The sequence below is a fragment of the Streptomyces sp. NBC_00435 genome (genome assembly GCF_036014235.1).
Taxonomy (GTDB): Bacteria; Actinomycetota; Actinomycetes; order Streptomycetales; family Streptomycetaceae; genus Streptomyces.
On sequence record NZ_CP107924.1, the window covers coordinates 976,745 to 996,874 of the forward strand.

Below are 20,130 nucleotides of genomic sequence, written 5' to 3' on the forward strand. Positions count from 1 at the left end.
CCTAGAAGACCGGGAGCGCCCACCTCGGCGGTGGTGGCGGCGGCCCGTCGGCGGCCGCCCGGGTGGGCGCGTGGACGACCGCCGGCGCACCCGGTGGCGACCCCGCGGCCGCGCCCGCCCTCCGCAGCGCCCCCGTGAAGTCCAGGCAGCTCCCCCACCGGTCCTCCGGAGCCTTGGCGAGGGCCCGGGCGAGTACCTCGTCCACCCCCTCCGGCAGTCCGGCCCGGCGCGAGGCCAGGGGCGGCGGCGGATCGTACTGGTGGGCCCACAGCAGCGCCATGTCCTCGTCCCGCTGGAACGGCGGGGCGCCCGCCAGCATCTCGTAGACCACGCACCCCAGGCTGTAGACGTCGCAGCGCCCGTCCACCGGTTTTCCGGCGATCTGCTCGGGCGCCACGTAGTCCAGAGTCCCGACGAACTGGCCGACGCTGGTGAACCCGGTCAGGGACAGCGACTTCTTCGTCAGCCCGAAGTCCGTCAGGTAGACGTGCTCCGGGTGCTCGCTGTCCGTGCCTCCCGCGACCAGGATGTTGCCGGGCTTCACGTCGCGGTGCACCAGGTCGTGGGCGTGCGCCGCGTCCAGCGCCGAGGCCACCTGGCCCGCGATCCTGGCCGCGTCCTCGACCGGCAGGGGGCCCGTCCGGTCCAGCATGGCCCGCAGGTCCTGACCCTCCACGTACCGCATGGCGATGTACAGCAGCCCCTCCGTCTCCCCCGCCTCGAAGACGGGCACGATGTGGGGGTGGTCGATGGCCGCGGCGACCTTCGACTCGTGCGCGAACCGCTGCCGGAAGACCTCGTTGCCCGCCAGTCCGGGGGCGAGCAGCTTCAGCGCGACCGTCCGGTCGAGGCGTTCGTCGTGGGCCCGGTAGACCACCGCCATTCCGCCGCGCCCGATCTCGGCCTCCACCACGTACCCCGCGATCCGCCGTCCCCGCAGGTCGGAGGCGCGCCTGCGCACCGGCTCCGCGCCGGCCGGCTCATTTGGCACCCCGCCCATCACCCCGCCTCCGGCCCGGGCGGACCGACGATCCTCGTGGGCTCGTGCGAGGCCGCGGCCGAGGCGGAGGCCGGAGCCGGGGCCGGAGCCGGGTCAGAAGCCGCGGCCGGCCCCCCTTGGGCATCCTGTACGTCGGCCCCACCCACGGTGCCGGATTGCGCCCGCGGCGTCTCCCGCGCGGGCGGAGCACCCGGTCCCGAGGCGACCGCGTAGGTCAGCAGGCGGCTCCCGTCCCCGAACATCCACCGTCCCGCCGTCGCGTCGTAGAGCCACACGAACTCCCCGTCGACGACGACCCCGGCGCGCAGTCCCCGTACGCCGCGCCGGAAGCCCTCGGCGTCCGAGTGCCCGGCGGCGAGGTCCGCCACCGCCTGGCGGTAGTGCTCCAGCGCGTCGGCGCACCGGGCGAGCAGCGGCTGCGGGTCCTCGGCGCGCGTCAGCGGGCGGCCGCCGGTCGGCGGCGGTTTGGGCACGGTGACCAGCAGTCGCCCGTCCACCCAGGCGGACCATCCGTTGGCGCACAGGATCTCCGCCCACTCCCCGTGCCGGGACAGCATCTGCACGGGCAGGAAGGCGTCGAGCGGCACGGTGGGGCGGGACAGGTCCGGGCTCTCCCACGCTGGCAGCCCCTCCTGCGGGACGATGTGGGTGGGCCGGAAGTCCGCGGCCTGGTCGGGGGTGGTCATGGGCGGCTACTTCCGCATGACGGTGGGTTCGTGGCGGCGCAGTACCCGGGTCACCAGCACGCCGAAGAGCACGCACAGGACCACCAGCATGCCCATCTCCATGAGCCACAGGTTGGCTTCGTGGTCGAACATCGGATCCTGGGTGATCTTGCCGGGCACGATGGCACCGAGGTCGATGGTGTTGGCCATCGCCCCCATGGCCCACCGGGCCGGCACGAACCACGCCAGCTGTTCGATGACGGGCACCCCGGTCAGTTTCAGCAGGGAGCCGCAGAAGACGACCTGGACGATGGTGAGCAGGACCAGGAGGGGCATGGTGACCTCCTCCTTGCTCACCAGGGCCGAGATCAGCAGTCCGAGCATCATCGCGGTGACGGACAGCAGGGCGACGGCGAGGGTGATCTCGATCAGTGGTGGCAGGAAGACTCCCTTGCCGCCGGGGGCGTTGGTCTTGACTCCGGCGAGGCCGACCAGGGTGAGGACCACGGCCTGGGCGATCGTGACCGCGCCCAGGACCACCACCTTGGACATCATGTAGGCCGACCGGGACAGGCCCACGGCACGCTCGCGCTGGTAGATCACGCGTTCCTTGACGAGTTCGCGCACCGCGTTGGCCGCGCCGGTCAGCACCCCGCCCACGCACAGGATGAACAGGGCGTTCAGCGCCGTCTCCGCCGTCAGTTCGCTGCCGGCCAGGGCGCGGGCCATGGCGCCCATGACGAACGGCAGCCCGACCATGATGATCAGGAAGGTGCGGTCGGCGCTGAGCACGGCGGCGTAGCGCCGGATCAGGGTGGAGAGCTGGGAGCCCCAGCTCTGGGCCTTGGGCGGCGGCCGGGGCGCGACTCCTGCGGCCCGGTCGGCCTCCCCCGCGAGCGGGAGCCGGCCGACGGCCACGTAGCGGCGGTGCAGGGGCGAGGCCTTGTGTTCCCCGGCCCAGTCGCGGTCGCGCTCGTTCTCGAAGGCTTCGAAGGCCTCGGGCCACTGGTCGTAGCCGAAGAATCCGAGTGCCTCGTCGGGAGGACCGTAGAAGGCGACCCGCCCGCCGGGAGCCAGGACCAGGAGGCGGTCGCAGACGCTCAGGTTCAGCACGCTGTGGGTGACGACGATGACCGTGCGGCCGTCGTCGGCGAGTCCGCGCAGCATGTTCATGACCGAGCGGTCCATGCCCGGGTCCAGCCCGGAGGTGGGCTCGTCGAGGAAGAGCAGCGAGGGCTTGGTGAGCAGTTCGAGGGCGACGGACACGCGTTTGCGCTGTCCGCCGGAGAGGCTGTGGATGGGCTGGTCGACGCGCTGCTGGAGGCCCAGTTCACCGATCACCTCGTCGACGCGGGCCTCGCGTTCGGCTTTCACCGTGTCCTGCGGGAAACGCAGTTCGGCGGCGTAGGCGAGGGCGCGGCGGACGGTGAGCTGCGCGTGCAGGATGTCGTCCTGCGGAACGAGGCCGATGCGGCTGCGCAGTTCGGCGTAGTCGCGGTAGAGGTCGCGGCCGTCGTAGAGGACGGTGCCCTGGTCGGCGGGGCGCAGGCCGGTGAGCGCGCCGAGGAGGGTGGACTTGCCGGCTCCGCTGGGGCCGACGACGGCGAGCAGGCATTTGGCGCCGACGGGGAAGGAGACGTGGTCGAGGAGGGTCTTGCGGCCCTGGTCGACGGCGACGGTGAGGTCCTGGACGTCCAGCGAGACCTCGCCGGTGTCGACGTACTCCTGGAGCTGGTCGCCGACGAGGAGGAAGGCGGAGCGGCCGATGCCGACGATGTCGCCCTCGCCGATGGCCGCGGCCCGGTCGAGGCGGGCGCCGTTGAGGTAGGTGCCGTTGTGGCTGCCGAGGTCGGCGATCTCGTACGTGCCGTCGGCGCGGGCGCGCAGTTCGGCGTGGCGGCGGGAGACGACGAGGTCGTCGACGACCAGGTCGTTCTCCGGGGAGCGGCCGATGCGGACGGCGGTCCTGGCGGCCAGCGGGCGGATCGAGGTCGGCTGCCGGAAGGTGCTGGTGAGGTCCGGGTGGGAGACCGAGGAAGGGCGGGAGCGCACCGGGGAGGGGTCGACCAGGCGGACCCGCGGCCCGTCGGCGGCGCTGCCGAAGCGCAGTTCGCTGCCGACCCCGACGGCCCACTCGCGGACGCGGTGGCCGTCGGCCCAGGTGCCGTTGGTGCTGCCCTCGTCCTCCAGCGTCCAGTGGTCGCCCCGGACGCGCAGGACCGCGTGGTGCCAGGAGACTCGGGCGTCGTCGAGGCAGATCTCGCAGAGGGGGTCCCGGCCGACGTGGTACGTCCGGTCCGGGCTCATCGCGGTGGAGCCCCCGTCCGTTTCCACAACGAGCTCGGGCGCGGTCGGCACACCGGGGCGCTGGACCATGCAGTGATTTTCCCACGATCCGGAGTGATCGGCATAACCGCAGGTCAGAGCGGCGTTATGGGTAATGACAACGGTCCCCGTTGCAGCCTTTGCCCATCTTCGCGAGGTGCGCTTCACTTCAGGCGACACATCCGCCAGCGGCAGTGGAACGAACGACAGACGGGGGATGCCATGAGCGCGCACCAGCAGGCGCCGCACGACCACGACTCCGCCGGGCACGACGGCGCGGGGCGGGCCGGGCCCGGGCACGACCACGGCCACGCGGGCCACAGCCACGGCGTGGCCGCGGACGCCGACCGGCGCTGGCTCGCCATCGCCCTCGGCCTGATCACCGGCTTCATGGCCATCGAGGTGGTCATCGGCGTCCTGGCGCACTCCCTGGCGCTGATCTCCGACGCCGCGCACATGCTGACGGACGCCGTCTCGATCGTGCTCGCGCTGATCGCGATGCGGCTGGCCGCCCGCCCGGCGCGGGGTGGTTTCACGTACGGCCTGAAGCGCGCGGAGATACTCTCGGCCCAGGCCAACGGCCTCACCCTGCTCCTGCTGGCGGTCTGGCTGGCGTACGAGGCCGTGCGGCGCCTGCTCGACCCGCCGCCCGTGGAGGGCGGGCTGGTGCTGGTGACGGCTCTCGCCGGCATCGTCGTGAACATCGTGGCGGCCTGGTGCATCTCGAAGGCCAACCGCACCTCCTTGGCCGTCGAGGGCGCCTACCAGCACATCCTCAACGACCTGTTCGCCTTCATCGGCACCGCCGTCGCCGGTCTGATCGTGCTCACCACGGGATTCCGCCAGGCCGACTCGATCGCCTCCCTCGTCGTGGTCGTCCTGATGGTCAAGGCGGGTTACGGACTGGTCCGCGAGTCCGGGCGGATCCTCCTGGAGGCCGCCCCGGCCCATGTGGACCCGGACACGGTGGGCGACCGCCTGGTCGGACAGCCGCCGGTCAGCGAGGTCCACGACCTGCACATCTGGACCATCACCTCCGGGCAGGCCGCGCTGTCCGCGCACGTGCTGGTGGCCCCGGAGGGCGACTGCCACGCCGTGCGCCGGGACCTGGAGGCCCTGCTGTCCAAGGAGTACGGGATCACGCACACCACCCTCCAGGTGGACCACGTGCAGGAATCCCTCCTCACCGTCGGCCGCCCGGGCGAGAACCCGTCCGACCCGCACTGCGCGGACGCCCACGGCCCGGTGCACCGCCAGGGCCCGCACGACCACTGAGACGTGCCCCGACGGGGCATACATGGGGCCATGACCGCGAAGCGAAGCGCCGGACTGCTGCTGTTCCGCCCGTCCCCCGGGGAACCCGCGGGGGACGGCCACCGGGAGCCCCCCGGGGTCGAGGTACTGCTCGGCCACATGGGCGGCCCGCTCTGGGAACACCGCGACGCGGGCGCCTGGTCGATCCCGAAGGGGGAGTACGGGCCCGACGAGACCCCCCGGGACGCAGCCCGTCGGGAGTTCGAGGAGGAGCTCGGACTGCCGCCGCCGGAGGGTCCGTACCTGCCGCTGGGCGACGTACGGATGACCAGCGGCAAGGTGGTGACGATCTGGGCGGTGCGGGCGGACCTGGACCCGGCGCTGGCCGTGCCCGGGACCTTCACCATGGAGTGGCCGCCGAAGTCCGGGCGGACGGCGGAGTTCCCCGAGCTGGACCGGGTGTCGTGGTTCGTTCCCCCGATGGCCAGAACCAAGCTGGTCGTGGCTCAAATTCCCTTTCTGGAAAGGCTGTTGGAGCTCCTTGAGCACCAGGGTTGACCCGACCTTTACTTGCCAACAAACCCCACCTGCATGGACATTGCACGTATGACGAACGTCGTGCTGGTGGGAACCCTGGACACCAAGGGTGTGGAGTACGGCTGGTTGCGCGACAGGCTGCTGCGCGCCGGCGTCGAAGTGGTCATGGTCGACACAGGAATCATGAACGAGCCCCGGGTCCCCGCCGATGTGCCGCGTGAAGCGGTGGCGCGGGCCGCGGGAACGGAACTGTCCGAACTGCGCGCGGCCGCCGACAGGGGCGCGGCCGTGACCACGATGGCCCGGGGCGCGGAAGCGACCCTGCTGCGCCTGCACGCCGAGGGCCGGCTGCACGGAGTCCTGGCGATCGGCGGCAGCGGCGGGACCTCCATCGCCACCCGGGCGATGCGCGCACTGCCGCTGGGCGTCCCGAAGGTGATGGTCTCCTCGATGGCGTCCGGGGACGTGGCCCCGTACGTCGGGTCCGCGGACATCACGATGATGTACAGCGTCGTGGACATCGCGGGGATCAACAGCATCTCCGCGCCGGTCCTGACCAACGCCGTCGAGGCCGTCGCCGGGATGGCCAAGGCCTACGGGCGGGCCTCCATGGAACTGCGGCGGCCTCCCCGGCTGGGCGCGGGGGGCCGTCCGCTGATCGCCGCGAGCATGGCGGGCGTGACCACGAACGGCGTGGACGCGGCCCGCGAGCGCCTGACCGACCTCGGCTACGAGGTACTGGTCTTCCACGTCAGCGGAACGGGCGGCCGGACCCTGGAGACACTGGCCGGCCAGGGGATCTTCGCGGGGGTCCTCGACCTCACCCTGAGCGAACTCGCCGACGACCTGTGCGGCGGCATCCTCACCGCAGGACCGGACCGGCTCAGCGCCGCCGGGCGGGCCGGGATTCCGCAGGTGGTGAGCCTGGGGGCGCTGGACATGGTGAAGTTCGGCCCGATGGAGAGCCTGCCGGAGCGGGTCCGCTACCGCCGGGTCCGCGTCCACAACCCCTCGATCACGGTGATCCGTACGACCGAGGCCGAGTGCGCGGAACTCGGCCGCCGGGTCGCCGCCAAGCTCCGCGCCGCCACCGGCCCCACGGCCGTCTGCGTTCCACTGCGCGGACTGTCCACGCTCGGTGCGCCGGGCGGCCCGTACCATGACCCCGCGGCCGACGGGGCACTGTTCTCGGCGCTCCGCGAAGGGCTCCGGGGCAGCGCCGCCCGGCTCTACGACTACGACACCCACATCAACGATCCGGACTTCGGACGGGCGGCGGCCGACCGGCTGCACGCCATGATCGGCGCACAGGCCGCGGCGGCCTGACGTCCCACTGGCCCGGCCCCGGCCCGCGACCGGCCCCGGCCGGTCCGCGGACAACTGCCGGGACCGGGAACCGGCCGTGGCGCAAACGTGTCCCAGGTGATGGCCGGTCCCCTGGGAGGAGCGGCTCCGGGGCGCGGTCACGTCACAGCGGGGGGAAGGCGATGAACGGCATGTGGTCGGTTCCCGGTTACTCGGAGATCCGTGAGCTCGGCTCGGGCGCCAGCGGCCGCGTGGTCCTCGCGGTCCACGAGGGCACCGGCACGGCCGTCGCGGTGAAGTACCTCAATGACCGGATGCTCGCGAACCCGGCCTTCGTCGCCACGTTCCGGGCCGAGGCCCAGCTGCTCGGCGAGCTCCGCTCCCCGTACGTGGTCGGGCTGTACGAGTACGTGGAGGCGCCCGGCGGCGCCGCGATCGTCATGGAACTCGTGGACGGCGTCCCGCTCAACGCCCTGCTCAAGGAGTGCGGGCGGACCGGACCCGAGGCGGCGCTGGTCCTGCTGAAGGGGTCCCTGCTGGGGCTGGCCGACGCCCACCGGGCCGGTGTGGTCCACCGGGACTACAAACCGGCGAACGTACTGGTGGCGGCCGACGGCACCTCCAAACTGGTGGACTTCGGGATCGCCACGCCCCTGGGCACGACGCCCGGGGCGGCGGGCACGCCCGCGTACATGGCGCCGGAGCAGTGGCAGGGCCGGCCGGCCTCCCCCGAGGCCGACGTGTACGCGGCGACGGCGACCTTCTTCGAGTGCCTGACCGGCCGCAAGCCCTACGACGGGCAGAACTTCGCGGAGCTCGCCGTCCAGCACATCGAGGCCCCGGTGCCGGAGACCGAGGCTCCGGAGCCGGTGCGTCCGCTGATCCGGCGCGGCCTGGCGAAGGCCCCGGAACAGCGGCCCGAGAACGCCGAGGCGTTCGTCGTGGAACTGGAAGCGGTGGCGCGGGCGGCGTACGGCCCCCAGTGGGAGGAGCGCGGACAGCGCAAGCTGGCGGCGCTGGCGGCGCTGCTGCCGCTGCTGTTCCCCTCGGCGGGCGCCCCGGCACAGGGCACCACCGCGCTGGCCACGACCACGCTGCCCAAGCCGCCGTCCGGATGGACCCCGGGCCGCCGCGGCCTGGTCGCGGCCGGGGCGACGCTCGTGCTGGGAGTGGTGGCCGTACTCGGCTACCAGGCGGTCGGCGCCGAGCCCGGCGGGGCGAGGGCGCTGAACGCGTTCGCGACGTCGAGCGCTTCGGGAGCGGGCCCGGCGTCCCCCGCGTCCACTCCCGCGCCGAGCCCGTCGGCCTCCTCCTCGCCGACGCCCTCTCCGTCCGCCTCGGCGAGTACGAGCACCAGCCCGAGCCCGACCTACACGACGACCCCGACCCCGACGCCGACGTGGACCACGACCCCGACCCCGACCCCGACCAAGTCCGCGACACCCACACCGACCCCGAGCTTGATCGTGTCCTCGGTGTCCGTCACCCTCAGAGCCTCGCCCACGATCGGTGAAGCGACCGTGAGCCTCGACGCCCAGGGCGGACCCGTGACCGTGGTGATCGAGTGGTTCCTCGGCAACGCGCCGAACGACCTCGCCGTCGCGGACGGCACCGACACCCTGCCCGCCCCGGCCGGCGCGGGGACCACGCTGCCACCGCAGAGGCACACCTTCACCCGCCGCAGCGGCTGCTACCTGACGGCGCGCGTCTCCAGCAAGCCCGCCGCGCCCAAGCGGTACGCGTACGCGACCACCGAGATCCCGCGCTGCGTGGTGCCCCGATGAGCGATCCCCGCGCCCCGTGGGGCGAAGACGAGTACAGCGCCACCGTCCTCGGCAGCCACTGGATCAGCGGGCCGCCGCAGGAGCCGGCCCCGACCAGGCAGTTCGACGTACCCGGCGGGGCGGACGCAACGGGCGGGGGCGTCGTACCGGACCGCGTCGAGGGATCCGTACTGCGCTTCGGGCCGGGGGTGACGGCCGCCCTCCCGCTGCCGTTCCCGCTGGACCCGGAACCCCGGCCCGTCCGCCGGCCGGGCGGATGGCGGCGCTACACCCTGGCAGCCGCGGTCCTGGTCGCGGTCCTCGCCTACCTGGGCTGGCAGCGCTACGGCCCGGCCCTGGAGGTCCAGGACGTGACGGTGGCCACCGACCCGCAGGGCCCCGGCTGCGACGCGACCGCCGACGTGGTGGCCGTCGTACGGACCAACGGGCGCCCGGGGGTCCTCACCTACCGCTGGCTGCGCAGCGACGGCACGCGGTCGGAGCAGCTGACCGAACGGGCGCCCAGCGGCCGCCACGAAGCCCGGCTGCACCTGCTGTGGACCTTCCAGGGCGCGGGGACCTACCCGGCGAAGGCCGAGCTCCAGCTGGTCTCGCCCACCGGACGGACCGCCGCGACGCAGTTCACGTACCGCTGCCGCCCGTAGCCGGCATACGGATCACCGCGCGGCCGCCGTCCAGGTCGACGCGGGAGCGCGGCGGGGCGCCGTCCTCCTCGTCGTCGCGCATGACGAGGGCGCTCTGCCGCTCCTTCAGCTCGTTCTGCTTGCCCGGCGAGAAGCTGGCGTGCAGCTGCTCGAATCCGGTCGAGGACATCTGGCCCTTGCGGCCGTTCCACCGCCACGGCAGCAGCCCCGCCCGGCCGGCGCGCTCCAGCGTCAGGTCGAGGAAGGCGATGGCGGTGAGCAGCAGCGCCAGCCCCGGGATGGTCATGAAGACGACGAAGGCCATGGCCCGACCCTAACCCCCGTCCTCCTTTCGGCCCATGACCGCGGCCCGCCGGCCCGTCCTTCCGGCCGGGGCGATCGTGGCCGTGCGGCCGAGGCCGGCACACCCCTGCCCCTGGTTGACTCGAATGTGTTGGCGAGGGATCAGGGATGAAGCCCTCACGGCACCCTTGCTGCCACGTTCCAGCCGGCGACACACCCCAAACGGAACGTGGCTGTCCCGCACGGATGCCAAGTCCGCGCGGGAGGCCCGCAGCCGCTTTGGGGAGTGGCTGCGGGCCGTACCGCCCGCCCGCCCGTGGCGGGTGGTCCGGGGCTGCCCGTCCCCCCTCTAGAACCTGGCGTGCGCGGTGATGTCCGCCGCGAACTCCCCCGTCATCGCCGGGGTCACCGTCGGTCGGCACTGCGCCACCGCCTCGAGGTAGTCCCGCGTGCTCGCGCCCAGCTGCGCGGCCGCCGCGCCCCGCGCGCCCACCGCCTCCAGGTCTCGCTCGAACGACACCTGCGCCGCGATCCGCGCCGCGTGCTCGATGTCGGCCGGGGTGAACAGCTCGCTCGCCGCCACGAGGGCCGCCACGTCGACATCGGGGCGGCCCGCCGTGTAGCGGGCCCAGATCGCGGAGCGTGCGCCCGCGTCGGGTGTGCCGATCGGGATCAGGTAGTCGAAGCGGCCCGGCCTCAGGAAGGCCGGGTCCAGCGAGCGGATGGAGTTGGTCGCGCAGACCAGCAGCCGTTCGTCGCCCTCCCGGAAGCCGGGTATCAGCTTGAGCAGCTCGTTGGTCACCCCGTGGATCCCGCCGGGCTGGGCGGGCTCGGTGCGCACGGGTGCGATCTCCTCGACCTCGTCGATGAAGACGAGCACCCGCTCCAGCTCGGCGATCCGGGCGAACGCGTCGCGCAGCGCGGTGGCGAGGTTGCCCTCGTCGGCGAGGCGGGAGGGCAGCAGTTCCACGAAGGGCCAGCCCAGGCGGGAGGCGATGGCCCGGGCGAAGGTGGTCTTGCCGGTACCGGGCGGACCGAAGAGGGTGATGGCGCGCGGCGGCCGGACCCCGTGCGCGGCGGCCCGTTCGGGCTCGGCGAGCGGCAGCACCACGCGCCGTTCGATGAGGTCCTTCTCCTTCTCCATGCCGGCGACCTTGGCCCACAGATCGTTCGGCAGGAAGCGGCCGCCGAGGTCGTCCAGCAGACCGGCGGCCGGACCGTGCAGCGGCTCGGTCTTCTCGAAGTAGGCGACGGCGGGCTGCCGGGTGTAGCCGGCGTTGAGCAGGCCCTCCCCGAGCAGGTCCTCCTCGGGCAGGACGTAGGCGATGCGGCCGACGCGGGCGGCGATGAGCCGCCGCTCCAGCTCCACGAGCAGCGCGCTGGCCAGGCCCCGGCCGCGCCAGCCGGCCGCTATGGCGATGCGCATGACCCAGGCGCGCTCGCCGGTGACGCAGGCGAGTGCGGCGCCGATCGGGACGCCCTGGTGGACGGCGACCACGCAGGGCTGGCGGTCGGTGAGGGCGCTGATGCATTCGGCGAGTGAGAAGACCGACTCCTGGCCGAGCTCGGCCGTGGTGTCGATCAGATGGACAACGGCCGCGAGATCGCTCTCGCGGTAGTCGTGAATCAGCCAGTTCACCTGGTACCGCCCCTCGTTCGTGCTCCCGCGTTCCTTCTGTCGCGAGGCTAGGGGCGGCCGGGCTCCGCGATCACGCTCCGTCGTGCACAACAGCCGGTCCGGAAACCGTCCGTGTCGTCCATAGACTGGCGTCTTCCACTCGAACGGCCGACCGAGGATCCGTACGTCTTCATGACATCCCACACATCCACCGGTCCCCGGCGCGCCGACCCGGATGCCCGGACGAGCCCCACCACCGCCACCGCTGTCCCCTCGGGCGGCAGCGGCCGGCGCCGGCACCTCGTCTGGCTGGTTCCGGTCCTCTGGACGCTGGCGCTCGGGCTGTGGGGGCTCTCCCGGCAGAACAGCGTGTGGCGGGACGAGGCGGCGACCTGGCAGGTGGCGGAGCGCTCCCCCGGCGAGATCTGGCACATGCTCGGCAACGTGGACGTCGTCCACGGCCTGTACTACCTGCTGATGCACGTCCTCTTCGAGGTGTTCGGGGCGAGTACGACGACCCTGCGCCTCCCCTCGGTGCTGGCCGTCGCGGTGGCCGCCGCCTGTGTGGCGCTGATCGGGCGCCGGCTGGCCGGCCCGTGGGCGGGGCTGGGCGGCGGACTGGCCCTCGGGCTGCTGCCGGCCGTGCAGTTCCAGCTCCAGGAGGGCCGGGCGTACGCGCTGGTCGCGGGCGGCGGCGGAGTCTCGACCCTGCTGCTGGTCGCGCTGCTCCTCGCGGGCCGCCCCGCCCGGCGGACGTGGCCGCGCTGGACGGCGTACGGGGCCCTCGTGCTGGTCTGCGCGCTGCTGAACTGGCTGTCGCTGCTGATCCTGCCCGCGCACGCGGTGACCCTGTGGTGGGTCCGGTCCGGGCGGGGCGTCGTTGTGCCCTGGCTGCTGGCCTCGGGGGCGGCCGTGGCGGGGACGCTGCCGCTGATCCTGTTCAGCCGGACCCAGTCCGGCCAGGTCTCGTGGATACCACCGCTGACCTGGCACATGTTGATCGGCCCCGCGATCCTGGTGGCGGTCGGCGTGCTCGGAGCCTGGGCGGACCGGTGGAACGGGCCACGGGCGGGGCAGGCTGACCTGCCGAGGCGGGTCGGCCGGGTTGGCCGGGCGGGGCGGCTGTCGGCGGCGGCCGTCGGTCTGCCCCTGCTGGCGGTGCCCCTGTTGGGGCTGGCCGCCGCCTCCCTGGTCCAGCCGCTGTTCCTGGACCGGTACGTGCTGTTCTCCATGCTGGGGCTGGCCCTGCTGATCGGCGCGGGACTGGGAGCGGCCGTCCGGGTCCTCGCGCCCCGGTGGCCCGGGACCTCCCGTGCGCTCGTACCGGCCGTGATCGGGGTCTCCGCGCTGGCGGTGCTGCCCGTGGCGCTCGCCGACAGGTCCCCCGCCAGCCGGGTGGACGACGTACTGGCGGTGGCCGGGGAGGTGTCCCGGCTGAAACGGGACGGCGACGCGGTGCTCTTCGTCCCGGCGGCCCGGCGGGACACCGCGCTGGTGTCGCCCGGGGCCTTCGCCGGCCTGGTCGACACAGCCCTGGCCCGCGGCCCCGTGGAATCAGGCACCCTCAAGGGCGAGGAGGCCGACCCCGCGCGGATCCGGGCGGCCCTGCTGCAGCGGCGGCGGGTGCTGCTGGTGACGGACGCGGCGAAGGTGCCGGGACGGTCGGGCTCCGAGGCGGACCGGGCGAAGGCCGCCGTCCTCGGGGAGGAGTTCACCGTGGTGGAGGACCGGGAGGTCCGCGGCCGCCGGGTGACGGTGTACGAGCGGCGCCCGTAGGCCGGTCGGGCCGCCGCTCCGTCAGCCGGTCCCCTCGGGCCAGTCGTGCGCCCCGTACCTGGACAGCCGGCCGGGATCGCGCCGCATCGGCAGCCCGATCCGTTCGGCGACCCGCGGGTCCCGGGCCGCCTTGCCGGACATGACCCAGCCGCCCGGCGTGCGGCGGTACTCGTGAATGCGGGCGTCCACCCGCTCCGCCGGCTCCGACCAGTCTACCCGCTCGAGCTCCGCCCAGCTGATCCAGGTGGGGCTGTGCCCGTCGGACCCCCCAGTCCGCGAACCGTGCGCGCACGACTTCGGAGGCATCCGTTGGAAGCCCCCGTTCCTCGGGTTTCGCGCGAGGGATTCACAGCTGATTCTTATGGATTCCCCGCCTCCGGTCACAGGTTTCCCGGGAAGGCTCTGGTGCATGATCCAGCGCCTCTCCTCCCGACCGGAACGCCGCCCCCGCGCCCGTGCCCGTGGCCGGCGCGCCTCCCGGATCCTGCTCGCCCTGGCCGCGATGACGGCCTTGCTGAGCGTCGACGTCCCCGACGCGCTCGCCGGGCCTCCGCTCGGCGTCACCACCGCGGCCGCCGCCGACGCGGCGTCGGCGCGGGTGGGTGCGCTGTTCGCCGGCGGCATCGACGGCGGACACTTCTGCACCGCCGCCGTGGTGCGCAGCGAGGACCGCGATGTGATCGCCACGGCCGCTCACTGCCTCGGCGGCGACCTGGACACCACCTACTTCGCCCCCGGCTACCGGGACGGCGAGACCCCGTACGGTCTGTGGAGGCTGACCGACATGTACGTGGCCCCGGACTGGACGGACGGCAAGGACCCGGACGACGACATCGCCTTCGCGACCGTCGCCCCGCTGGACGGCCGGCAGGTCGAGGACCTGGTCGGCGGCTTCCCGGTCGCGGCGGAGCAGCCGGCCGGCGCCACGGTGTCCATCGTGGGCTACCCCAGCTCCGAGGAGTCCCCGCTGCACTGTGCCAACGGCACGACCATGCTCTCGCCGACCCAGCGCCGCATCGAGTGCCCGGACCTCAGCGGCGGCACCAGCGGCAGCCCCTGGCTCGTCGACGGCGCCCTGGCGGGCGTCCTCGGCGGCTACGAGGGCGGCGGGACTGTCCCTGAGGTCTCGTACAGCGCGGTCATGGGCGACCAGGCGGTGGAGCTCTACCGCGAGGCGGCCGTCAACGGCTGAGGCGGGCCGGTACGGGGCGCCCATACGGCCGTCAGTGGCCGTGGGCCGCCGTGGCGGGCGCCTCGAACCAGGTCGGCTCGTCGAGCAGCGCCTGGCGGATCCGGTCGACGGCGAAGGATTCCAGCGGCTCCGGCAGCGCGTCCGGCTCGAACCAGGCCACCTCCAGCGACTCGTTGTCGTTGACCCGGGCCTCCCCGCCCGTGGCCCGGCAGCGGAAGGTGATGTCCTGGAACTGGCAGACGTCCCCGTTGGGATAGGTGATCGGCGGGAGCATCTGCACCAGCACCACCCGGTCGGGTACGCACCGCACCGCCGTCTCCTCGTACACCTCGCGCACCGCCGTCTCGGCCGGCTGCTCCCCCGGTTCGGCGATCCCCCCGATCACCGACCAGCGCCCGGTGTCCGCGCGTCGGCCCAGCAGCACCCGCCCCAGGTCGTCGACGACGATGGCGGTGACCCCGGGCAGCAGCAGCAACTGGTGACCGGCGGTGGCGCGCAGGGTGCGGATGAAGTCAGGTGTGGTCATCCCCCGACCCTACGAGGCCTCCGGCCCTACGAGGCCCTGCCGATGCGGCGCGCCAGCGTCCAGCCGAGGCCGGCCGCGGCTACGGCCAGCAGGAGGTACTCGACGAGCGGACCGAAACGGGTGGCGGGGGTTTCGGTGGAGCGCAGCGGGATCTCCGCGACCAGCGCGTCGGCGGTGAACATCTTCGTCTGCTGGACGATCTTCCCGTCGGGCCGGATCACGGCGCTGACCCCGCTGGTGACGGGCACCAGGACGGTCCGGCTGTGCTCCACGGCCCGGACCCGGTCCATGGCGAGCTGCTGGTAGGTCATCTCGGTGCGGCCGAAGGTGGCGTTGTTGCTGGGCACCGCGATGACCTGGGCGCCGGCCTGGACGGTGGAGCGGACGGCGTCGTCGAAGGCGGCCTCGTAGCAGGTGACCATGCCGACTCCGCTGCCCGCCATGTCGAAGACCCCGGGCTCCTTGCCCGGGCCGAAGTCGCGCCGCACCCGGTCGACGTCGGCGCTGAAGAGCCGGACGAAGGAGCGCATCGGGATGCGTTCGCCGAAGGGCTGGATCTTGCGCTTGTCGTAGGTGTCGACCGGTCCCTTGACCGGGTCCCACAGGATCATCGTGTTGCGCAACGGGCCGGTCTCCGGGGCCAGTACGGAGCCGATCGCGACGGGCACCCCGATGGTCTTGACCGCGTTGTCGATGACGGCGTAGGCGTCGGCCTCGGCGAACGGGTCGATGTCGGAGGAGTTCTCCGGCCAGACCACGAAGTCCGGCTTCGGTACCTTGCCGAGCTTGACGTCCTGGGCCAGCTGGATCGTGCGGTTGGCGTGGTTGTCCAGGACCTGGCGGCGCTGGGCGTTGAAGTCGAACCCGGCGCGCGGAACGTTGCCCTGGACGACTGCGGCCACGGCGGTGCCGTCGTCGGCCGCGTCGGAAACCAGCGGCCGGGCCGCCAGGGCTCCGGCGAGCGGGGCCGCCACCGCGGTCGCGGCGAGCAGCGCGGCGGTGGCCCGGCGGGTGTCGGCGCCGACGCGCAGGGCCTCGTACAGCCCGAATCCGCACAGGGCCACGGCGAAGGAGAGGAGGGGGGTGCCGCCGAGCGCGACGAGCGGCAGGAAGACCCCGTCGGGCTGACCGAAGGCGAGTTTGCCCCAGGAGAAGCCGCCGAAGGGGGCGCGGGCGCGCAGCGCCTCGCCGGCGATCCAGACGGCGGCGCCCCACAGCGGCCAGCCGGGGAGCCGGCTGACGAGCGCGATGCCGAGGGCGGTGACGCCGATCAGGAGGGATTCCAGGGCGACGAGCGCCAGCCACGGGACGGGGCCGACGCCCTCTCCGGTCCACACCAGCAGGGGCAGCAGGAACCCGAGGCCGTGCAGGACGCCGAGGCCGAAGCCGGCCCGCGCGCGGCGCCCGTACAGGCACCGGCCGAGCAGGGCGAGGGCGAGGGGCGCCAGCCACCACAGGGGGCGGGGCGGGAAGCTCACGTAGAGGAGCAGGCCCGACGCGACGGCGAGCGCGGGCCGGGCCAGCCGGCCGGCCCACCGGCGCACGGGCGAGCCTGCCGCGGACCGCGTCTCCGGCGCTGCCACTCCCGCTTCCGCTTCCGTTTCCGCTTCGTTCCCGACATCGTTCCCGGCTTCGTTCCCGGCCGCGCGGGTCGCACTGCTGCTCATCTGGCGGAGTGTACGTCCCCGTGCTGTGCCGGACGGCTCAGTGGGCCAGGGCGCGCAGATGGGCGCGGATCACGAGGACCGCGTTCCGTGCGTCGTCCACCGTGACGGTGAAGAGCTTGCCGTCGCCGAGCCTCAGCTCGAGGCCCTCGCCGCGCCGGACGATGACGGCGGTCCCCCGCTCCGGGCGCCAGCGGTAGCCCCAGCCGCCCCACTGCTGCGGGGTGATCCGGGGCACGAACTCGGCGGCCGCCACCTCCTCGAGCCGGATCCTGCGGCGCGGCAGACCGATGTGGCCGCAGCGCACCTCCACCGCCTCGGCGTCGATGGTGACGGTGGCGTGCACGAAGGCGAGGGTGCCGAAGAGGATGAGCAGACCCACGGCGAGGCAGCCGATCACCGCCATGAGCAGCGCGACGACGCCGGCGTCCCAGGCGTAGTCGACGGCGAGCTCGACGCCGAGCGCCAGACAGGCCGCACCGGCTCCGGCGAGGAGCCACTGCACGCGGTTGGAGGCCCGGCCCGTCCAGAGCGGACCCGGGGGGTGACCCGTCATGTGTAGCAGCGTACTCACGTTCCGCTCGTACGCCACCGACCCCGGCCGGGCGTGGCCGGGGCCGGCCCGCGGACCACCGCGTGCGGGCTCGGCCCTAGCCCGGGAGGAGACCCACGAGCGCGTCCCGCAGCGCCGGGCGGCGGACCGTCATGAAGCGGTGGAGGGTCCGGGAGGCGAACGCGATCCGCTGGGCGCTGCGCCGGCGCTCGGCGTCGTACGCGCGCAGCGCGGCGGGCAGGCCGCCCGGGCCGCCGTGGGCGGCGACGGCCCGGGTCAGGGCCTCCGCGTCGAGGAGCGCGGTGCAGGCGCCCTGACCGAGGTTCGGGGTCATGGCGTGCGCCGCGTCGCCGACCAGCGCGACGGGGCAGGGGCCGCCCGTACGGGTGAAGGAGGGCAGCGCCGGGTGGAGGTGACGCATCCGGTAGCGGATCCAGGTCCGCGGGTCGGTCTCGGCGAGCACGCGCGGGATCGGGTCGTGCCAGCCGGCGAAGGCGGCCCGCAGGTCCCGCGCGGTGGTGGCCGCGGGGACGGTGGCGTACCAGTTGGTGCGGCCGGGCTCGACGGGGGTCATCCCGAAGAAGCGGCCGCGGCCCCAGGTCTCGCCGTAGACGCCGGTCTCGAATCCGGCGATGCCGATCCATGCCACCTCGGCGAGCTCGCGCGGGGCGCTGCCGGTGGCGAGGCGGTCGGCGCGGACCGCGCTGTTGATGCCGTCGGCTCCGATGAGGAGGTCTGCGCCGACCGCAGCGGAAGGCTCGTACGCCTGCCCGTACGCGACCTCCGTGCCGCCGAGCCGGTCGAGCTCCGCGAGCAGCGCGTCGATCAGGTGGGGGCGGGAGACGAGGAGTTCGGGCCGGCCCGCCCTGCGCTCGATCCGCTCCAGCGGGAGCGCGGCCAGTACCCGGCCGTCGGGGCGCCTGATCCGGGCAGCGCGGTACGGGACCGCCCGCTCCCGGAGGACCTCGCCGAGGCCGAGCCGGTCCAGGGCCGCCTGCGCGGTGGGGTGGATGCCGAAGGCGGTTCCGTAGCGCTCCGGCGCGGGCCGGCATTCCAGGACGGTGACCGTCCATCCGGCGCGGCGCAGGGCGATGGCGGTGGCGAGGCCGCCGACCCCGGCGCCGACGACCAACGCCGAGCCCACACCCGAGTGGGCACCGGCACCGGCACCGGCAGCACTCGTCTCCATGGTCGGCCTCCTGCTCAGGACCACTCGAATACTCGAGTTACTCGAGTTACTCGAGTTACTCGAGTTACTCGAATACTCGAATTCCACCACACCTGTGGTGCTACATCCGTGGTACCACGGCTGTGGTTAAGCTGGCAACGTGAACCTGAACCAGGACCGGAGGGACCGGCTGCGGGACGCGGCCGTCGCGGTGCTCGCCGAGGCCGGTGGACGCGGTCTGACGCACCGCGCCGTCGACGCGGCGGCCGAGGTGCCGCTCGGCACGTCCAAGAACTACTTCCCGACCCGCGACGCCCTGCTCCGCGCGGTCGCCGAACGCTGTCTGGAGCGGTACCGGGCGCTGGCCGCCCTGCTCGCGGGCTCCGGACCCGGACCCGGACCCACCGACCGGACCGCACTCGCGGCGCTGCTCTCCGGACTGCTCCGGGACGTGGCCGGGCCCGGCCGGCCGCGCGTCGTGGCGTACTTCGAGCTCCAGACCGAGGCGACCCGGCGACCGTGGCTGGCCGCGCTCCTGGACCCGATCGCGGCGGCCGACTTCGCCGCGTACGGGCACCTACTGGCCGCCGCCGGACTGCCGGCCGGGCCGGGGCGGGCCCGCGCACTCACCCTCGCCCTGCACGGTGCCGTCCTGCACCTCCTGACGGGGGCGCCGGACACCCTGGCGGCGGCCGGGCTGGACGATCTCGACGGCTTCACCCGCGATCTGCTGGACCGCGTATGCCCCGAACCGCACCAGGAGGAAGCATGACCACGCGACTCGACCGCGCCGTGGGCGCCGTACTCGGCTCGGCGGCCGGTGACGCGCTCGGCGCGCCCTACGAGTTCGGCCCCGCCGGGCAGTTGACCGCCCGCGGCGAGGAGATGCGCGGGGGCGGCGGCTGGGACCCGGGCGAGGCCACCGACGACACGCAGATGGCGGTGCTGGTCGGCGAATCCCTGCTGGAGTGCGGCGGACTGGAACTCCCCGACCTCTTCGGCCGGTTCCAGCGCTGGGCGGCGGGGGACCCCAAGGACATCGGGCTCCAGACGGAGGACGTGCTGACGAGCGGCGACCCGTGGGACCTGGCCGCCGCGCTGCACTTCCAGATCAACGCGCGGGCCGCGGGCAACGGTTGCCTGATGCGCGCCTCGACCTCGGCCGTGTACTTCGCTCCGGCGGGGCGGTCCGCGACCATGGACGCCGCCCGGCGCATCGCGGCCCTCACCCACGGGGACCGGGCCGCCTGGGAGGGGACGGCCGTCCTGCACGAGCTCGTCCGCGTGGCACTGGACGGGGCCGATCCACTGGCGGCGCTGGAAGCGACGTTGGCGGAGGTCCACCCGGACCACCGCGAGGGGTACGCGCGGGTCCTCGCCCCGGACTGGCACCCGGACCTGGCCACCGAGTTCAACGGGGCGGTGTGGCCCTGCCTGGGCTCGGCGGTGTGGGCGCTGCGCACCACGGCGGGCTTCACCGAAGCCGTCCGGGCCGCCGTGGACCTGGGCGGGGACACCGACACGGTGGCGGCGGTGACCGGCATCCTGGCCGGTGCGCGGTACGGGCAGGCGGCAGTGCCGGAGTCCTGGACGGCCCCGTTGCACGTGCCGCTGCCGGGTTGGGGGGACCGGGTCCTGGACTCTGCCGCGCTGCGGGAACTGGCCCGGCGCCTCGCGACGGCACAGGAGGAGAACCCACTCCTTGCCACTTACAACGTATAGCGCACTGGGGGGCTTGCGGCAAGGCCCCCTTCGCGGGGGAAGATCTCCGACCTAAGGCCAGAACCTGCGGAATCAGGAGATTTGCCAAGTGCGTGAGCTGTTGTCCGTCAATGGG

19 protein-coding genes are annotated in these 20,130 nt (G+C 73.7%); 9 read left to right on the forward strand and 10 right to left on the reverse strand.

Annotated elements, in window-relative coordinates:
- Window position 1: 1 nt before the first annotated feature.
- Genes OG389_RS04265 through OG389_RS04275 form a run of 3 tightly spaced genes read right to left on the reverse strand, consistent with a single transcriptional unit; the run spans window position 2 to window position 4,041 of the window.
- Window positions 2-1,000, reverse strand: a complete 999-nt coding sequence (locus OG389_RS04265) for a serine/threonine-protein kinase (RefSeq protein ID WP_328297106.1) — start codon at window positions 998-1,000, stop codon at window positions 2-4.
- Window positions 1,000-1,686 carry a hypothetical protein gene (locus tag OG389_RS04270; RefSeq protein ID WP_328297107.1) on the reverse strand — a complete coding sequence of 229 codons (687 nt, stop codon included), beginning with the start codon at window positions 1,684-1,686 and terminating at the stop codon, window positions 1,000-1,002. The genes OG389_RS04265 and OG389_RS04270 overlap by 1 nt, the downstream gene beginning before the upstream one ends.
- A gap of 6 nt (window positions 1,687-1,692) precedes the next feature.
- Window positions 1,693-4,041 (reverse strand): ABC transporter ATP-binding protein/permease, encoded by a 2,349-nt coding sequence (locus tag OG389_RS04275; protein WP_328297108.1) that lies wholly within the window; start codon window positions 4,039-4,041, stop codon window positions 1,693-1,695.
- A 171-nt stretch (window positions 4,042-4,212) separates the two neighbouring features.
- On the opposite strand from OG389_RS04275, the gene OG389_RS04280 reads away from it, so the two are divergent.
- From OG389_RS04280 to OG389_RS04300, 5 genes are all read left to right on the forward strand, one after another.
- Window positions 4,213-5,265, forward strand: coding sequence for a cation diffusion facilitator family transporter (locus OG389_RS04280; RefSeq protein WP_328297109.1), 1,053 nt, complete (start codon window positions 4,213-4,215; stop codon window positions 5,263-5,265).
- Window positions 5,266-5,295: 30 nt separating this feature from the next.
- Entirely contained in the window at window positions 5,296-5,802 is a 507-nt protein-coding gene (locus OG389_RS04285; protein ID WP_328297110.1) for an NUDIX domain-containing protein, read from the forward strand.
- A 48-nt stretch (window positions 5,803-5,850) separates the two neighbouring features.
- Window positions 5,851-7,107: a Tm-1-like ATP-binding domain-containing protein gene (locus tag OG389_RS04290; RefSeq protein WP_328297111.1), complete on the forward strand. Its 1,257-nt coding sequence runs from the start codon at window positions 5,851-5,853 to the stop codon at window positions 7,105-7,107.
- Between the two features lie 161 nt (window positions 7,108-7,268).
- The gene (locus OG389_RS04295) at window positions 7,269-8,870 is read left to right on the forward strand and encodes a serine/threonine-protein kinase (RefSeq protein ID WP_328297112.1); all 1,602 of its coding nucleotides are present in this window, start codon (window positions 7,269-7,271) and stop codon (window positions 8,868-8,870) included.
- Window positions 8,867-9,514 carry a hypothetical protein gene (locus OG389_RS04300; protein ID WP_328297113.1) on the forward strand — a complete coding sequence of 216 codons (648 nt, stop codon included), beginning with the start codon at window positions 8,867-8,869 and terminating at the stop codon, window positions 9,512-9,514. Before OG389_RS04295 ends, OG389_RS04300 begins: the two co-directional genes overlap by 4 nt.
- Here OG389_RS04300 and OG389_RS04305 read toward each other — a convergent pair.
- Entirely contained in the window at window positions 9,492-9,818 is a 327-nt protein-coding gene (locus OG389_RS04305; protein ID WP_328297114.1) for a DUF6191 domain-containing protein, read from the reverse strand. The two genes, OG389_RS04300 and OG389_RS04305, sit on opposite strands and share 23 nt — an antisense overlap.
- A 327-nt stretch (window positions 9,819-10,145) precedes the next feature.
- Window positions 10,146-11,435: an ATP-binding protein gene (locus OG389_RS04310; protein WP_328297115.1), complete on the reverse strand. Its 1,290-nt coding sequence runs from the start codon at window positions 11,433-11,435 to the stop codon at window positions 10,146-10,148.
- Between the two features lie 171 nt (window positions 11,436-11,606).
- Between OG389_RS04310 and OG389_RS04315 the strand changes: the two genes are divergently transcribed.
- Window positions 11,607-13,190 (forward strand): hypothetical protein, encoded by a 1,584-nt coding sequence (locus OG389_RS04315; protein WP_328297116.1) that lies wholly within the window; start codon window positions 11,607-11,609, stop codon window positions 13,188-13,190.
- Window positions 13,191-13,211: 21 nt separating this feature from the next.
- Here the strand turns inward: OG389_RS04315 and OG389_RS04320 are convergent, their stop codons facing one another.
- A complete protein-coding gene (locus OG389_RS04320) occupies window positions 13,212-13,379 on the reverse strand; it encodes a hypothetical protein (RefSeq protein WP_328297117.1) in 168 nt (55 codons plus the stop codon).
- Between the two features lie 220 nt (window positions 13,380-13,599).
- Between OG389_RS04320 and OG389_RS04325 the strand changes: the two genes are divergently transcribed.
- Complete coding sequence (locus OG389_RS04325) at window positions 13,600-14,382, forward strand: trypsin-like serine peptidase (protein WP_328297118.1); 783 nt, start codon at window positions 13,600-13,602, stop codon at window positions 14,380-14,382.
- A 31-nt stretch (window positions 14,383-14,413) separates the two neighbouring features.
- On the opposite strand, the gene OG389_RS04330 is transcribed toward OG389_RS04325, so the two are convergent.
- From OG389_RS04330 to OG389_RS04345, 4 genes are all read right to left on the reverse strand, one after another.
- Window positions 14,414-14,908: an NUDIX hydrolase gene (locus tag OG389_RS04330; RefSeq protein WP_328297119.1), complete on the reverse strand. Its 495-nt coding sequence runs from the start codon at window positions 14,906-14,908 to the stop codon at window positions 14,414-14,416.
- A gap of 26 nt (window positions 14,909-14,934) precedes the next feature.
- Window positions 14,935-16,575, reverse strand: a complete 1,641-nt coding sequence (gene lnt, locus OG389_RS04335) for an apolipoprotein N-acyltransferase (RefSeq protein ID WP_328297120.1) — start codon at window positions 16,573-16,575, stop codon at window positions 14,935-14,937.
- A gap of 37 nt (window positions 16,576-16,612) precedes the next feature.
- Window positions 16,613-17,128: a hypothetical protein gene (locus OG389_RS04340; RefSeq protein ID WP_328297121.1), complete on the reverse strand. Its 516-nt coding sequence runs from the start codon at window positions 17,126-17,128 to the stop codon at window positions 16,613-16,615.
- Between the two features lie 94 nt (window positions 17,129-17,222).
- Window positions 17,223-18,314, reverse strand: a complete 1,092-nt coding sequence (locus OG389_RS04345; protein ID WP_328297122.1) for an FAD-dependent oxidoreductase — start codon at window positions 18,312-18,314, stop codon at window positions 17,223-17,225.
- Between the two features lie 145 nt (window positions 18,315-18,459).
- Here OG389_RS04345 and OG389_RS04350 point away from each other — a divergent pair, with 145 nt between their 5' ends.
- Both OG389_RS04350 and OG389_RS04355 read left to right on the forward strand, forming a co-directional pair.
- Window positions 18,460-19,065, forward strand: coding sequence for a TetR/AcrR family transcriptional regulator (locus OG389_RS04350; protein ID WP_328303507.1), 606 nt, complete (start codon window positions 18,460-18,462; stop codon window positions 19,063-19,065).
- On the forward strand, window positions 19,062-20,015 hold the full coding sequence (locus OG389_RS04355; protein ID WP_328297123.1) for an ADP-ribosylglycohydrolase family protein: 954 nt from the start codon (window positions 19,062-19,064) through the stop codon (window positions 20,013-20,015). Before OG389_RS04350 ends, OG389_RS04355 begins: the two co-directional genes overlap by 4 nt.
- Window positions 20,016-20,130: the final 115 nt, after the last annotated feature.

Coding starts and splice junctions, on each gene's coding strand:
- OG389_RS04265 (WP_328297106.1), bottom strand. CDS start 1,000: ATGGGCGGGGTGCCAAATGAGCCGGCCGGCGCGGAGCCGGTGCGCAGG.
- OG389_RS04270 (WP_328297107.1), bottom strand. CDS start 1,686: ATGACCACCCCCGACCAGGCCGCGGACTTCCGGCCCACCCACATCGTC.
- OG389_RS04275 (WP_328297108.1), bottom strand. CDS start 4,041: ATGGTCCAGCGCCCCGGTGTGCCGACCGCGCCCGAGCTCGTTGTGGAA.
- OG389_RS04280 (WP_328297109.1), top strand. CDS start 4,213: ATGAGCGCGCACCAGCAGGCGCCGCACGACCACGACTCCGCCGGGCAC.
- OG389_RS04285 (WP_328297110.1), top strand. CDS start 5,296: ATGACCGCGAAGCGAAGCGCCGGACTGCTGCTGTTCCGCCCGTCCCCC.
- OG389_RS04290 (WP_328297111.1), top strand. CDS start 5,851: ATGACGAACGTCGTGCTGGTGGGAACCCTGGACACCAAGGGTGTGGAG.
- OG389_RS04295 (WP_328297112.1), top strand. CDS start 7,269: ATGAACGGCATGTGGTCGGTTCCCGGTTACTCGGAGATCCGTGAGCTC.
- OG389_RS04300 (WP_328297113.1), top strand. CDS start 8,867: ATGAGCGATCCCCGCGCCCCGTGGGGCGAAGACGAGTACAGCGCCACC.
- OG389_RS04305 (WP_328297114.1), bottom strand. CDS start 9,818: ATGGCCTTCGTCGTCTTCATGACCATCCCGGGGCTGGCGCTGCTGCTC.
- OG389_RS04315 (WP_328297116.1), top strand. CDS start 11,607: ATGACATCCCACACATCCACCGGTCCCCGGCGCGCCGACCCGGATGCC.
- OG389_RS04325 (WP_328297118.1), top strand. CDS start 13,600: ATGATCCAGCGCCTCTCCTCCCGACCGGAACGCCGCCCCCGCGCCCGT.
- OG389_RS04330 (WP_328297119.1), bottom strand. CDS start 14,908: ATGACCACACCTGACTTCATCCGCACCCTGCGCGCCACCGCCGGTCAC.
- lnt (WP_328297120.1), bottom strand. CDS start 16,575: ATGAGCAGCAGTGCGACCCGCGCGGCCGGGAACGAAGCCGGGAACGAT.
- OG389_RS04340 (WP_328297121.1), bottom strand. CDS start 17,128: ATGACGGGTCACCCCCCGGGTCCGCTCTGGACGGGCCGGGCCTCCAAC.
- OG389_RS04345 (WP_328297122.1), bottom strand. CDS start 18,314: ATGGAGACGAGTGCTGCCGGTGCCGGTGCCGGTGCCCACTCGGGTGTG.
- OG389_RS04355 (WP_328297123.1), top strand. CDS start 19,062: ATGACCACGCGACTCGACCGCGCCGTGGGCGCCGTACTCGGCTCGGCG.